Raw genomic sequence first — 14,935 nt, 5'->3', positions numbered from 1 at the left:
GCTCACCGGTTGTTCGTGAAGGTAAAGAGCGATTGCAGCGCGTACATCACCCGGTCGAGCAGGAAGCCGATGATCCCGATGGTCAGCACGGCCACGATAATCTTGGCCAGCGATTGGGACGATCCGTTCTGGAATTCATCCCAGACGAATTTGCCAAGTCCGGGGTTCTGCGCGAGCATTTCCGCGGCAATCAGCACCATCCAGCCCACGCCCAGCGACAGGCGCAACCCGGTAAAGATCAGCGGCAATGCCGAGGGCAGGACCAATTTGGTGATCTTGGTCCAGGTGTTCATCTTCAGCACTTTGGAGACGTTCACCAGATCCTTGTCGATGCTCGACACCCCAAGGGCGGTATTGATCAGCGTGGGCCAGAGCGAGCAGAGCGTGACGGTGATGGCCGAGACGAGGAAGGATTTCGCAAACCAGCCGTCCTGCGTGACGTAGACGGCGCTGACAACCATCGTGACGATCGGCAGCCACGCCAGCGGTGAGACGGGTTTGAAAATCTGAATGAGCGGGTTCAGCGCCGCATTCGCTGTGGCGGAGAGGCCCGCCGCGATGCCCAGTGGAATGGCCACAACACTGGCGATCAGAAAGCCGAAAAAGACGGTTTTGATCGAGGTCGCGATTTGAGCGTAATAGGAGGGCGCGCCTGTAAAGGGGATGTCCTTGACCTTTTGCGGCTGGCCATTGGCGATGAAACGTTCGTTGCGTTTGTCCACACGCTCTTCATGCTTGGCGCGTTTTTCGGCCTTGGCCTGCGCGTCCCCGTGCAGGTTCTTGGCTTCTTCCCAGACGGCAGCTGGCCCGGGGATCGCCCCCAGCGAGGTCTGCACCTGCGGGGCGAGGGTCGCCCACATCAGTAAAAACGCGCCGATAGCCAGCAGAGGCACCACCAGCAGCCGCCAGATTTCGGAAAGCTGCGCGCGCGGGTTGTCCCCGGCGGCGGCCTTCAACAGTGGCGTCATCCAGCTCAGCCCCAGAACCTGGAACCATTTGTCGGCCGTATTGATGCGGGTGAAGAGGCGGGCCTTGCGCGCGGCGCGGGCCTCGTCACTCAGAGTTGTGGGATCAATAGCGGTCATGGGACGCACCTTTGTGATCTGGAGGGAGAGCTCGGTCTGGTCGCCTTGCGACGGAACCAGACCGAGCGACCGTTACCCTTGGACTTCGTTACCAATGACGCGCTGCTCGCCCTTTAGCCCGATGGGCAGGCTGTCGAGATAAGCGTTGGGGGTTTTGCCGTCATAGCCAATCTGGTCGATGATATCCTCGGCCGGGGTCGCGGCCTTGTAGCCATCGCTGTCCCAATCGAAGTCATCCGCATTGGCCAGCCCTTCATCGACCAGCAGACGGGCGGCTTCGAGATAAATCTCTGGTTTGTAGACGGATTTGGCCACTTCGTCATACCAGCTGTCGGGCTTGGCCTCGGCGATCTGCCCCCAGCGGCGCATCTGCGTCAGGTACCAGACCGCGTCGGAATAATAGGGGTAGGTGGCATTGTAGCGAAAGAAGACGTTGAAATCGGGCACATCGCGGATGTCGCCCTTTTCGAATTCAAAGGTGCCGGTCATCGAGGCGGCGATAACCTCGAAATCTGCGCCAACGTATTCCGGGCGGCTCAGGATTTCGACCGCTTCCTCGCGGTTGGCGTTGTCGTTTTCATCCAGCCAGATCGCCGCGCGGATCAGCGCCTTGACCACGGCGAGGGTTGTGTTGGGGTTTTCATCGGCAAACCCTTGCGTGATGCCAAAGACCTTTTCGGGGTTATTGTTCCACAGCTGGTAGTCGGTGATCACCGGCACGCCGATGCCTTTGGCGACGGCCTGCTGGTTCCACGGCTCACCCACGGCGTAGCCATAGATCGTACCTGCCTCCAGCGTCGCGGGCATCTGCGGGGGTGGTGTCACGGAGAGCAGAGCCTCCGCCCCGATCTGACCAGAGATGTTATCGGGCGCGTAATACCCCGGGTTGATCCCGCCCGCGGCCAGCCAGTAGCGCAGTTCGTAGTTGTGGGTCGAGACCGGGAAGACCATGCCCATGTTAAAGGGCTTGCCCTTGGCGTTATAGTCCTCGATCACCGGTCTGAGCGCCTCGGCGGAGATCGGGTGCTGCGGGCGGCCGTCTTCCATTGACGGTACATGCGGGCGCATCGCTTCCCAGACGTCGTTGGACACGGTGATCCCGTTGCCGTTCAGATCCATCGAGAAGGGCGTGATGATATGCGCTTTGGTGCCGTAGCCGATGGTGGCTGCCAGCGGTTGCCCGGCCAGCATATGGGCACCGTCCAACTGCCCGTCGATCACGCCATCCAGCAGCACTTTCCAATTGGCCTGAGCCTCAAGGGTCACAAACAGCCCTTCGTCATCGAAGTACCCCTGCTCGTAGGCAACCGCCAGCGGGGCCATGTCGGTCAATTTAATAAACCCGAATGTCAGTTCATCCCTTTCCAGCTCCAACGCCTCAGCAAAGGCCGGAGAGGTCAGCGCCGTGGACGCCAAAGCCGCAAGTACAAGCTTTTTCATCATGAGTATCCTTTCGGTGCGTGGCCCGGGGTTCGGGCAACAAAAAAAGACCGCCGACGCAGTTCACCGGGAGGAGGTGAAAAGGTCGAGCGGCCTTGCTCTGGGTATTCCCTGTCTTAGGGAGAATTCCTGGGACGGGCACCGTTGCCTGTCTGTACAGATACATTCCGACGTGGTTCGCGATCTGCCAAGTCTCAAGAGTGGAAATCCGATAAAGAATGCTGCGACGCGGCGCCTGATTGCTGCAGCCGCACAAATTTTCGGCAGAATTATTCCTGTGGCTCAAAGATGCGCCCATCGAAGAACGAATCCCTGTAGAGAATCACGCGCCCTCCGGCAGAGGCCACGGCGGTATCGGCGCTCAGGGAGCCTTCGACCTTGCCGGAAGCGCCGGGCAGATCGGCCTCCGTGTGATGCATCGCCTGGCGGTAGAGATCGGGGCGAAACACTGCTGCGGCTGCGCGCGCGATTTCGGGTGGTTTGCCTGATCGGCGCGCCAGTCTGTCCGCGATCCACGCGGCCTGGCTGCGCCATGGGAAGGTGGTTGATCCGTTGTGGAACTCCACAAAACGGTCTGCGTGCCGTTCTTCGCCCTTGCGCGAGATGACCAGTTGACCGGACAGCGCCCGCTCCAGCACTTCCGCCGAGAGGTTCAGGTATCCGGGTCGGCTCAGCATTTCAGCGGCGAGCAGGGCGCTTCCATCCTGAGCCAGCCACCGGCCCGCGCGCCAGACCGCGCGGATCAGTCGGAACAAGAGCGATTGTTCCGTCTCCGCCCAGTCGGTGCGAACCGCCAGCACCTTTTCCGGCGCGAAGTTCCAGATCGCAGATCCCGGCAACAGCAGCGCGGCGCCGTTCTGATCGACCGCGCGGGACCCCCAGGGTTCGCCCACGCAGAAGGCGTCGATCTCGCCCGCCGTGATGGCATCCCCCATCAGCGGCGGCGGTACGGTGCGGATGTCGAGGTCGCCCGACAGATCCCAGCCCAGCGATTCCAGCCAATAGCTCACCAGTTCGCAATGCATCGAGAACGGGAACGGCACCCCGATCCTGAGCCTGCCCGTCTTGGCCTTGAAGAGTGCGGCCCCGGCGGCACGCGGATCGCGAAAGTCGAAATCATGCCCGAGATCACGCAGTTTGCGTTCCAGCTGGTCATTTACGCCAATGACGTTACCGTTCACCGACATGACAGAGACCGCCGCCAGGGCAGTACCCACGCCCCCCAGCCCCATCGACGCCGCAATGGGCACGGGCGAGAGCATATGCGCGGCATCCACCTGCCCGAAGCTGAGCATGTCGCGCAGGCTGGACCATGACGGCGCGGGCCTGAGGTCGAGCGCGATGCCTTCCTCTGCGGCAAAGCCCATCTCATGCGCCACGATCAAGGGGGCCGCGTCCACCAGTGGAATGAACCCCGCAGTCAGGGTCACCATCCTCATGACAACAGCCCTGCAGTGCTGACCAGCGCGCCCGCCACATCGGCAAGCCGCTTGTTCTGGTCCATCGCCGCCTTGCGCAGCAGCGCATAGGCCTCGTCTTCCGTCAGGTCACGCGATTTCATGATGATGCCCTTGGCGCGGTCGATCACCTTGCGTTCTTCAAGAGCGCGCTTGGTTTCCGCCAGTTCGTTGCGCATCCGCTGCATCATTCGGAACCGCACGAGGGCGGCGTCCAGAACGGGTTTGAGGCGGTCAGGCTGCAAGCCGTCCACGACATAGGCGGAAAATCCGGCCTCGATTGCGAGGGCCGTCAAACCTTCGGTGCTTTGATCCACGAACATGGCCACAGGGCGTTCCGTCGGGCCGGAGGCCAGCGCCAGTTCCTCCAGCATGTCGCGGGACGGATCGGCCATATCGATCAGCACGACATCGGGCTGCAAGACCTCGATCTGACGCGTCAGGCTGCTGGGTTCAGCCACCACGTGGATCACATGGTCGATGCCCGCCTCGCGCAGGCCATCGACGATCTGCAAGGCGCGATCCTTGCTCGGTTCGACAACAATGATCGTAAGCGCGTCTGACATCCGGACAGTTAGAGGCGTTTCGCCGGGATTGAAAATCCTGGACACGAATGCCCCTTCGCATTTTTAGTCAGTCGCACAATTTTTGATCACCCAAAGAGGTAAATTCCGTCCGCGCATGTGCGGAGTCTGGGCAACAGGAGAGATTTTGCCGACTAAGCGGACCTTTGCCGCCCTGACCGCCGCATCAACGAATTCCTCAAAAGCGTTATGTTTCGTGCTAGGATTGAAAATTCATTTCAAACATTAGACTAACATTCTTGCGACGGGGACATAGAAGCGCACAACATCGTCTGGACAAAAGGGGCGCAAAGCCCTGCCAAGCGTCGTTGTCGGGTAGCACCTACCCACCCATCTAAACCGAAAAACGCGCCATTCCCGCTCGGATTTGAGGGACACTTCGATGGATGCTTTGGCTGCCATTCAGGGGGAGAGTTCGTGGGCGGATACGCTGCGGACCTATCTTCCGAAGGTGGCGCGCAGTCAGGCGCCTGTCCTGATCACCGGAGAAACCGGGACCGGCAAGGAGCGGATTGCACAGGCCGTGCATGACCTGAGCCCGCGCAGGCGGCATAGGTTTGTGGCGATCAATTGCGCCGCGTTGCCCGAGGGTCTGATCGAGACGGAGCTCTTCGGCCATGAGCGGGGGGCCTTCACCGGGGCCGTGACCCGCTACGACGGTCGCGCCGCACAGGCGGATGGCGGCACGCTGTTTCTCGATGAGATCGGCGAGATGAGCCTGACCGGTCAGGCCAAGCTGTTGCGATTTTTGGAGGCGGGCAAGATCGACCGGATTGGTGCTACGCAGGAAACCACGGTTGATGTGCGGTTCGTCGCGGCCACCAACCAGGCGCTGGAAGAGCTGGTGGCAGAGCACCGCTTTCGCGCGGATCTCTACTACCGGCTGAACGTGGCGCGGATCGAAGTGGACCCCCTGAGGGCGCGGCCTGATGACATTCGCCTGCTTGCCGAGGGTTTCATTGATGAGTTGAATAGGCGCGACGGCCGTGCGGTCGCAGGCCCGGACCGGCGGCTGGCGCGGCTCTTCGAAGGCTATGCCTGGCCCGGCAATGTGCGCGAATTGCGCAATATGATCGAGGCAGTTTTCATCGACCCGCCCGAAGGCGAGATCACAGTGTCTGACCTGCCGCCGACCTTTCAGACATTGATTTCCGGCCATCGCACCGTGTTGTCCACTGAAAAGGATGACCTGATCGAGGCGTTGAACCGCACCAAGTGGAACAAGGCGGAGGCGGCGCGGCTGCTGAACATGTCCCGCATGAGCGTCTACCGAAAGATCGAGAAGTACCGCATCGCGCGCAGCCCACTGGCACCCCGGTAACCCGGCGGCGTGGCCGCGCCTTGATGCATCCTGACCATCATCGATCCCGCTTTGGTGCCCTAAAATTGGTCGGTATCCGGAACCTGTCACACTGTCCGCGTCGCGCTGTGACACTTGCCTGTGACGGATGTGACAGGTGTTCGAATCTCCAAGCTATTGTAAATAAAGGAACTATCTAAAATTAGGGCCGTGGCATGTTTCTTGCACCTATTAGAGGGAACAGCGGGAGAACTGCCAATGGCTGACGGTCATGCGCCTCCGAGTGACGGGCGAACGCTTATCGCCGGATATGCGAACTACTTCGAAGTGGGGCACAACCCTTACGAGTTCCTGATCGATTTCGGTCAGATTGACCCGCAGCGCGGCACGGCAACAATCAACAGCCGGCTGGCGCTTGGCCCGACCCATGCGAAACTGCTGATGCGCCTGTTGTCGCGCTCCGTCGAACAGTTCGAACGTGACTTTGGCGCGATTGCGGATGTTCGCGAGGACGACCCGCTGGCCAGCATTCTCGACATTTCCCCAGATTTTGAACGCCGAGCTGCTGCGGCCCGGCGCAAGCCCCGATCCACAGGATCGGGATCCGCCCTCGACGATCCCAAGGACAGGTGACACCCATGCGCTCAGACATCAGCCCGAACCGTATTTCGATCAGCGACCGCTATCCCATGCTGGGCTTCACCATCCGAAGCCACGGGATGCCGCAACTTGCAGAAGTCACGCTGGCAACCGACCCGGCCCTGTTTCTGAATGCGGAGAAACGGTCCCCTGATAACTTCTTCTCCACGGCGTCGATGGGGCCGCTGCAGATCCTGGAGGGCGAGGCCGTCTATATTGTGCCCGCTGAGGTGCTGGCGCGTTTCGTTGGCAAGGAGAAGCTCTATTTCGCGCTGGCCACGCGCCCTGCGGATCAAAGCACGGGGTATCAGGTGCAGGTCATGCCGGATGCCGACAGCGTTTATATCACGCTTGCGGGGTTGACCGGGCGCAGCCTGCGGCGTGTGCGGATGTTCCCGAACCGGGCACAGCAGCTGCCGGGATACGGCAGCAATGGTCAGGCGGGTCTGACTTGGGCCGGAGATACCGCACAACCCAGCACGGATGAGGTGGAAACCCCGCAGAACGGTCGAACCGGGCAGAATGGGCAAAACGGGCAGGCGTCGCAGCCGCCCGACGGTCAGAACGGCAATGGCGCACCGGCGGCCAAACCTGCGCCCTATAACGATGGATTTGGTGATCTGCCGCCGTTGCCGGAGGACGCACCGCCTGCCGCGCGTGTCGTGCCCGGACCGGAAGAAGAGATCGACGCCGACGATGTCGCCGAGAATGAGGATGATGACGTCAGCGCCGAGGAAGAGGCCGAGATTCAGGCGGAGGAGGGGACCCCTCCCGAAGATGCGGCGATCGCAGCAGCACTGGGCGATACGCAGCCCGCTGTGCGCGACGTGCGGGTCGGTGAGAAAATCGCGGCACAGGCACCCGAAACGAGCCCGATGGGCACAGCGCTAGAGCTTGCACTTGATGCGGCAATCATCGCCAATCCCCCTCTGGCGACCACGGTTGCGGCTATTCGACTTGCCAATGCACAGGGCCTGTCCGTCGGTCTGGGTATTGCCGTTTCAGGTGGGTTCGCCGCTGGCGGGGCCCTGGGCACCGGTGTCATCTTTGCGCCGGGCAACAAGCTGGGCGTCTACGGCGTGGGCGAGCTTGATCTCGGGGCGATCTTCTCGATCAGCGGCACCATTCAGATGACGGTTCTGAATGGCGGTGTTTCAGCCTTCGAGGGGATCACTTACGTGGCTGGTTTCTCTGCGGGCGAGGGCCTTGTGGGCGGCGGTGCTGCGATCTTCGATACCAACAACGAATTCATCGGCGTATCTGTCGAGATCGGTCTCGGCATTGGCTCGCCCCTGGATGTCTATGCGGGCGTGCAGCGCGGCGTGTCCCAGAGCCTCGGTTTTGCGGCAGCTTTCGGGGCCAATCCGGTTCTGGCCGAACCGATGCTTCGCGACAGCAGCGCCGACGCGCGCCGCTATGCGCCCCGGTGGCGGCATCTGCTGCGCTGGCGCGTGCCCTCCGCCATCCGTTCGGAGGTCAGCAGACGCGGGTTCAGTATTCAGACCTTCGCCAGCGCTCGCGGTGATCTGAACCTTGATCTGCTGGAGGTGAAAGTCGGCCGCCTGCCGTCCGGCCAATCCGCCGAAGACCTGATCCGGCACATCCGCATCAACATGGCGCGCTTCGTCAATCCGACGCTGACCCGGTTTGACTTCTTCTCTGCAGCGGATTCGCGCAAATGGAGCGGGTCGAGCCCCGAAGGTACCATGTTCAACCTGCGTATCCCCGGCGATAACGCGGCGGTCGTGGCCTCCAAGGTGGAGCCGCGCAAATGGCGTTTTACCACCATCGAAACCCCAACAACGGGCACACATCCCGTCTCCGGTCACCGCGAATTCGGCATTCGGGAAACGGACGACGACGGCTATATCATCTACACCCGCGGTGCGGATCGTTTCACTTATCCCAGCGCGATGGGCGCGCTTGAAACGCCTGCTTTCGCCGTGGCGGAACGGCTGTGGCGCAGTTTCCAGGAAAAGGTGGCTGAACACGTCAATCGCAACGGGGGATCGGCCCGTGTTTTGACCCCGTTCCGGCGGCATTTTTCCTGGCGCGACACGACGCGTGCGCTGGCGGGCTCGGGCCGCAGCGGGTCGCAGGCCTTGAGCGCGAACAGCGATCCCTACACGCTCGAAATCAAATACCGCATGTTCATTCCCTCCCCGGCGATCACCGGACCGTTCAGCGATGATTACGGCGGCGACGGGCGTGGGTTCTCTTATGATCAGGGCAGCAGCCGGGGCGAAATCGTGGCGTCGGTCAAGCTGACCCGTGGCATGGGCATCGAACGCCTGCGCGTTCTGCGCCGCCACTGGAGCGAATCCAAAGCCTATGACAGCGATGATACCTATCCAGTCAGCGGCAAACCGGACTGGTGGCTGGGCAGACGGTCAGGCGCCACGCCGACCGAACGCAAGACGCTGCGCGCCGATGACGACAATCTGAACGTCGAGATGGGCACCTCCGGGCGCTGGGCGATACAGGCGGCGCTGGAGAATGCCTCCGTTGTCAGCGTGAAGGCCGAAGGGGCGATGCCGCTGTCGCGTGTCGCCCCCGACATCGACGCCGATGTCGCCGTCTTCATCCGCATGCACAATGGCCAGATTCAGGTCAGGGCTGGCGGGCGGCATGACGGCTTCCCCTGTCATGAGCTTTATGTGAATGGTCGGTCGATCTATCGCTATGACCCGGTGGCCGCCGGGAACGGACCCAGCTCGCTTGCCGGATGGGGAGATACCGAGGTCAACACGCGTTGGGTCACCGTCGCGCGCCCCGGATCAAGTGCCCAAGCGCTTGCGATCAACGAGAGTTTCACCATCAACTGGGATGATGTCGATCAGGTGGCGCAGCCGACCAATGCAAGCTGCTGGGCGGCGGCGGCCGCCATGGTTGTCGGCTGGCGGGACAAGATCAGCCTGTCGCCGAGCATGGTCGCTGAAATCGCGGGCAGGCCGATCAAAAAGGGCCTGAACCCGGATAATGTGCAGGACCTCGCAGAGGCTCTGGAGCTGACGGCAATGGCGGGACAAAGCTTCACCGCCCAAGGGTTCCGCGATCTGCTGGAAGACAACGGCCCGCTTTGGGTTGGCGTGGCGCTGCCCGGATCGCTGCACGCGGTTGTCGTGACCGGCATGTACAACGATGAAAATGGTGACCTGATGGTGCGGATCACGGACCCTTGGGACCGGATCGTCGGCACGCCTGGCACGCCTGGCAGTCACAAATCCACCCATCTTACCGGCAGCCGCTACATCATGACATGGCCCGCTTTCCAGCAGGAATATGAGCTGATGGGGGCGTCGACCACCGGGCGATCCTTCCAGATATTGCATGCGGGCGGGCACCACGGTCATACGCTGAACCGAGGCACGCAGGCACCGCCCCCGGGCTATGCGGCAGCGCTGATGAAGGATGCGGCATCTGCGCCGCCTGCCGCCCCCTCCCCCACACCTAACGGTGCGGCGACGCCTGCAGCAATTGCCGTCACGATTTCGGAGGAGGTCGCGCCGATTGCGCCTGCCGCCGTGATCCCCGTGAGCGGTCCGAACGGCGTGCCGACCGAGACACGCTGGACCAGCGCCGTGACAGAGATATTGGGCGCAGATCATGTGGCGGCTCTAGCGCAGCTTCCGGCATTGGCGGCCACACGCGGCTGGACCATCGCCGTGGGGCTCGACACCCCGCAAAGCTACGGTGCGCCGGGCGTCGGCGTTGCTCCCGGTGGTACGATCTTCCGCTATGGTGGCGATCCCGCTGCTGCTGCGGCAAACGCTGCGGACCCGGCCAAGCTGCTGGTGACAATTGCCGAAGGGGAGCCGCAACTCTTCACGCAATGGGCCAAGGCACGCTCTTTCGCAACGGATACCCAGGTGACCGGGGCCGTGCTGCTGGATGCCGCTGACCTGCCGCTGGCACTGGCCATGCGTCTTGCGTCAGGCCCGACACTGCCGAGCCAGATTGAGGCGATTTCGATGGCTGTCACAACCGCCTTTACCCCCAGTCCGGCGGCACCTGCACCTGCGCCGGCGGTGCCTGCCGTGCCCCCGCCCGCTGCGCCTGTGGCGCAGCCACCGGCAGCAGAGGGTGCACCACAGCACCCGGGCAACGGTGCAGCTGCGGCCCCTGCGGTTCCGCCCGCCGCCGCCTCGGCGTTGGCTGCGATGATGCAGGCGAGCGCGGGCACGCCCGCACCCGGCCCTCAGAATGGCGCGATGCCGCCCCTACCCGGACAGCCGGTGCCGCCCCCCATCGAACCACCGATCATGCCACCGCAGCCAACCCCGCATCCCGACGGTGATTTCCCGCCGCCGGGCGTGACGATCCACCGGTCGGACGTGGACCGCAACGGCGTGCGCTATGCGCTCTTCCTGATGGACGGCAGCGTGTATCCCGACATGCCGCCTGCCGTTGCACAGCCACTGATACCGGGGCAACAGGTCGTGCTGGACGACTGGCCTTATCTTGACGGGGCATCGGGCCGCAGCAAGGGCGGCGTCGTGCTCGACTGGTCCTACGGCGGTGGAGCCGTGGGCAATGTCCGGACAGCCCCCGGCAGCCCGGCTGTCCACGATGGATGGGCCGTGGCCGTCACCACGGACGTAGGACCTGGGCCATCGGATTCCGATGAGACCAAGCTGCAGGTCACCGTCCGCACGGCCTTCACCAAACAGGGGGAACAGACCCGGACCGGCGTGTGCCACGTGATCCTCTGCGGCTCCGGCAAGCATGAGGTCAGCCACGCGGATGAGAGCCTCACCCCGCAAGCGGCCATGGCATAGGGAGCCGCGCGCGTGACCGGTAAATATCATCAGGGACTTCCCCCGCCACCGCCTGCCCCGACACGCGCGGTGGCGGCACCGCTGGCACGGGACATCTTTGGCAATGAAATCCCGCCACAGCCCGGCGCGCAGCCTCAGCAACCCTTTCAGGACCCGGCCGCGGAGAAGAAACCGCCCCGCGAAAAGGCCACCGATGCGCTGGGGCGGCGCACGGGCGCGCTGCTGGATGAAATCGACTTCCCGGCCTTTGTCGCCTCCCTCGTTGACGGCACCTTCAACGGTATCACCGACAGCGCCATCCGACAGATGGAGGCCTACGCCGATCTGGTGGCCGCTGTTGCCAAGCCGCTTGACCAGTTTGCCCGCGAAAACGTGACCCGTAATCAGGCGCGAGACTGGCTGGCAGAACAATACCCCGGTGACGTACAGCTGGTGAACACCGGCAATGAATACCAACTGACACCGCGCCAGGCCTCCGAAGAGGAGTTCACCGAGCCGCCCAGCTGGCTGGCGGATTTCGGGCTGGACGGCAATGAGCTGTCGGGCGAGTTTCTGGAACAATCCGTGCTGCCCGCCGCGCGCGAACGGGTGGCGCAACAACGGCTGTCGACACTGGCTACCATGGTCTTGACCGGCATGAACCGCGTCGTGGTCAAGGACGGCACCATTGGCGCGCGGCTGCGGTTCCGCGCTGCGGCTTCGGACAGCGTTGCGCTGGATTTCGCGACCTCGAACGATCCCGCGTCGGGCCAAACGCAATGGGGGCGGCGGGGCACACAGCGTGGGTCCGCCGTGACCAAGGTATCGACTATCGACGTGAACGCGCAGTCGGATTCCGAGCTGGAAGCGCGGCTCTATGGCGATGTGAAAATCAACTTTGCCTCCGAGACCCTGCCGCTCGACCGTTTTATGGATCAGGCAGAAATGGCTATTCTGGAGCGCCACTCCCGCAATCGGGCCGCCATCGCGCGCGCCGAACAGCAGCCGATTGCACCGGCACCAACCCCGGCACCGGTCCCTGCGCCGGTCGCACCACAACCGGCTGCACCGGCACCTGCGGCGCTCCCACCCGCGCCTAGCCCGCAGGGAGGCGGCGGATCATGAGCCTTCTGCGTCCCCTGCATGAAACCCTGACGGATATCGCCGACGGCGCGATGACCGAAACGCTGGTGGCGGCGGGCCAGTTGCCGCTGCGCGTTACCTCGTTGGAAATGTCCGTGCCGCTAGATGTCCGCTGGGCGGGGGATGAGGGTATTTTTCAGGCCGATTTCCCACTGTTTCGGCGCCGCACGGCATTTGATCCGGAACCCGCACAGCTGACCATCACGCTGGGGGAGGTGCCGGTATGAACGCACAGGCAACCCTCCCGCTCGAAAACTTCATCCAAGCGGTTCAGAGCCAGCTGGACAAGGCGCAATCGGCCATGGCCGTCAAGGCGCGCAACCTCAACCTGCCGATGACCTTTGCCATCAAGGACATCAACCTTGATCTGCGGGCGCATGTGGAATTTGCCGCCGGGGAAATCCGCATACGGCCCGCAGGCGCGGATGAGAAAGAAGCCAGCGTGTTTCACATCGTCTTTACCGCCATCACCCGCCCGATGATTGAGGAAAACGCCGCTGCCTTCGCCACGGACCCCGATGATCAGGCGCTCGATACGCTCGATGAGGACCTGACCGAGGAAGAGCGGCGCAAGCTGGAATGGGTCGGCGTGCGCACCGTGGGCAAGCTGCGAGAGTTAGAACGCGAGGGCATCGGTGGTGAAATCGGGCGGGTCACCAACCTGCCCGTGGATCGGCTGCGCAAGGCGCTGCGCCGCGCGGCATCGCCCATGGTCGAGGACGTGTCACCGGTGGACCGCGACGATGACACACCCGGGCAGCTGCGCCGCATCCTGCGGGTGCGGGGCCGGAACCTGACAGAGGAGGGGCGCACGCCCGCCGTCCGTATCGACGGGCGGCCCACGCCGATCCTCAAGGCAACACCGCGAGAGATTCTGCTGGCGCCCGAGGCGGACCAATGGTCCGGCGAAATGCGGGTGGAAGCGGCCCCGGACCTGTCCACTTCCATGAGTTTTGATCTGTCGGCTTTTTCCGCACCCGTCGCGCCTGTTTCATCGTCGGAGAATGGCTCGGCAGGGACCCTGCCGCCCGCACCGGAGGGCGTGTCATGAACCTTCTGATGCCCTGGGCCGACCCCGATGACCGGGTGTATTCCTCTCCCACCAGCCTGCTGGTCAAGATGCGGCTGGGGGAGGCGCCCGACCATGCGCCGGCGCTGCTGGATGTGCATGACTGCTGCCATGATCCCGCGCATCATCTGGATCGGGGCCCGGTAGACCGCATCCTGTCGCGGTATGCCGGGGCAGTCCGTGCCGCGCGGCTGCATTGTGCGGCCTGCAGCCAGCAGCATCGCGGCCATCGCCATCGTGGATACGATGATGTGGAACAGGTCACGGGTGTTGCACGGACCTTTTTTGTCAAAGTGCCGCGCGGTGCGCCGATTGCGCGGATATGCGACCGGTTGCGCCAGATTGCCGCCGTCGAGGCGGTCACGCCCAACTACATGACCGCGCAGAACATGGATGTTGAACCGGGGCTGGAACGACCCCGCGCGACCAATGACGCGACCGCATGGCACCCGCGCAACATGGTGGGCGCTGCGGAGGCTTTGGAGCACGAGCCCGGCGATCCGGGCATCCTGATCGGGGTGATCGACAGCGGCGTCTCGCAGGGGCATCCGGAACTGGCGGGCCGTGTGCGGGAGGGCGGATTTGACACCGTCAAACTGCACAGCACCGACGTCGCCCCGGGGGTGCATCTGCTGGGCGACTACACGGAGAATGACCCGCATCCGGTGGATGATTTCGTCGGGCACGGCATGGGGTGCGCCGGGATCATTGCCGCCCTTGGCCTTGATATGCCGCCGGGAGTGGCCGGACAGTGTCGCGTTTTGCCGATGCGCGCGCTGGGGGCCGCGAAACTGCCGGACAAGGTCCTGCCGGTCGGGTTGGGCGCGCTGTCGGATCTCGATCTGGCGATCACATTGGCGGTCAATCTGGGCGCGAAGGTGCTGAACCTGAGCTTTGGCACCAGCGACGCCGCACTGGCCCCGAACAGCCCGCGCCCGCACGAAGATACGATCCGATACGCCGCTGCGCGGGGGTGCGTGATTGTCGTGGCCTCTGGCAATTCCGGACGCGAAGAGCGTTTCTGGCCCGCGGCGTACCCCGAAGTCATTACCGTTGGTGCCGTGGATGCGACCGGCCAGCCAGCCGCCTTTTCCACACGTGGTGATCACGTGACGCTTTCAGCACCTGGCGCGCGGATACTGACGACGTCGCTTGGCAGCTACCAGTATGCCACGGGCACCAGCTTTGCCGCGCCCTTTGTCGCCGGTGCTGCCGCCCTGCTGGTGTCCCGTGCCGCGCGCATGTCGCGCCCGCTGGACGGCCAGCAGGTGCGCGACATTCTCACCCGCTCCTGCCAGCCGTTTCCCGGCGGGGCAACTCATTCCGGTGCGGGGGCGGGTATTCTCGATGCCGCCGCCGCACTGACCACCCTGGACGAGATGATCGTCCATTCACCCGGAGAGATGGGAGGGCAGCATGTGCATTGAGCTGATCCTGTTCCCCCGTCCGATCCCGCCATCG

At 63.4% G+C, this 14,935-nt stretch carries 11 protein-coding genes; 7 read left to right on the top strand and 4 right to left on the bottom strand.

Features of this window, described 5'->3' with window-relative positions; all coding sequences use genetic code 11:
• Positions 1–2 precede the first annotated feature (2 nt).
• From Q1A52_RS02685 to Q1A52_RS02670, 4 genes are all read right to left on the bottom strand, one after another.
• Positions 3–1,085 carry an ABC transporter permease gene (locus Q1A52_RS02685; protein ID WP_300010480.1) on the bottom strand — a complete coding sequence of 361 codons (1,083 nt, stop codon included), beginning with the start codon at positions 1,083–1,085 and terminating at the stop codon, positions 3–5.
• 72 nt (positions 1,086–1,157) lie between these two features.
• Positions 1,158–2,525, bottom strand: a complete 1,368-nt coding sequence (locus tag Q1A52_RS02680; protein ID WP_300010477.1) for a CmpA/NrtA family ABC transporter substrate-binding protein — start codon at positions 2,523–2,525, stop codon at positions 1,158–1,160.
• 269 nt (positions 2,526–2,794) lie between these two features.
• Positions 2,795–3,964, bottom strand: a complete 1,170-nt coding sequence (locus Q1A52_RS02675; RefSeq protein WP_300010474.1) for a CmpA/NrtA family ABC transporter substrate-binding protein — start codon at positions 3,962–3,964, stop codon at positions 2,795–2,797.
• On the bottom strand, positions 3,961–4,548 hold the full coding sequence (locus Q1A52_RS02670; RefSeq protein ID WP_300010471.1) for an ANTAR domain-containing response regulator: 588 nt from the start codon (positions 4,546–4,548) through the stop codon (positions 3,961–3,963). Before Q1A52_RS02670 ends, Q1A52_RS02675 begins: the two co-directional genes overlap by 4 nt.
• Positions 4,549–4,948: 400 nt before the next feature.
• On the opposite strand from Q1A52_RS02670, the gene Q1A52_RS02665 reads away from it, so the two are divergent.
• The 7 genes from Q1A52_RS02665 (at position 4,949) to Q1A52_RS02635 (ending at position 14,901) form a co-directional block, all read left to right on the top strand.
• Positions 4,949–5,887, top strand: coding sequence for a sigma 54-interacting transcriptional regulator (locus Q1A52_RS02665; protein ID WP_300010468.1), 939 nt, complete (start codon positions 4,949–4,951; stop codon positions 5,885–5,887).
• Between the two features lie 237 nt (positions 5,888–6,124).
• Positions 6,125–6,499 (top strand): DUF3467 domain-containing protein, encoded by a 375-nt coding sequence (locus tag Q1A52_RS02660; protein WP_299780582.1) that lies wholly within the window; start codon positions 6,125–6,127, stop codon positions 6,497–6,499.
• Between the two features lie 5 nt (positions 6,500–6,504).
• Positions 6,505–11,283 (top strand): papain-like cysteine protease family protein, encoded by a 4,779-nt coding sequence (locus tag Q1A52_RS02655; protein WP_300010465.1) that lies wholly within the window; start codon positions 6,505–6,507, stop codon positions 11,281–11,283.
• A gap of 12 nt (positions 11,284–11,295) precedes the next feature.
• Positions 11,296–12,387: a hypothetical protein gene (locus tag Q1A52_RS02650; protein ID WP_300010462.1), complete on the top strand. Its 1,092-nt coding sequence runs from the start codon at positions 11,296–11,298 to the stop codon at positions 12,385–12,387.
• Positions 12,384–12,632 (top strand): hypothetical protein, encoded by a 249-nt coding sequence (locus Q1A52_RS02645; RefSeq protein ID WP_300010459.1) that lies wholly within the window; start codon positions 12,384–12,386, stop codon positions 12,630–12,632. The genes Q1A52_RS02650 and Q1A52_RS02645 overlap by 4 nt, the downstream gene beginning before the upstream one ends.
• Complete coding sequence (locus Q1A52_RS02640) at positions 12,629–13,456, top strand: hypothetical protein (RefSeq protein ID WP_300010456.1); 828 nt, start codon at positions 12,629–12,631, stop codon at positions 13,454–13,456. The genes Q1A52_RS02645 and Q1A52_RS02640 overlap by 4 nt, the downstream gene beginning before the upstream one ends.
• The gene (locus Q1A52_RS02635; protein WP_300010453.1) at positions 13,453–14,901 is read left to right on the top strand and encodes a S8 family serine peptidase; all 1,449 of its coding nucleotides are present in this window, start codon (positions 13,453–13,455) and stop codon (positions 14,899–14,901) included. Before Q1A52_RS02640 ends, Q1A52_RS02635 begins: the two co-directional genes overlap by 4 nt.
• Positions 14,902–14,935: the final 34 nt, after the last annotated feature.

Source organism: uncultured Roseobacter sp. (genome assembly GCF_947488185.1).
Taxonomy (GTDB): domain Bacteria; phylum Pseudomonadota; class Alphaproteobacteria; order Rhodobacterales; family Rhodobacteraceae; genus Roseobacter.
This window is presented reverse-complemented; position numbering and strand designations above follow the sequence as displayed.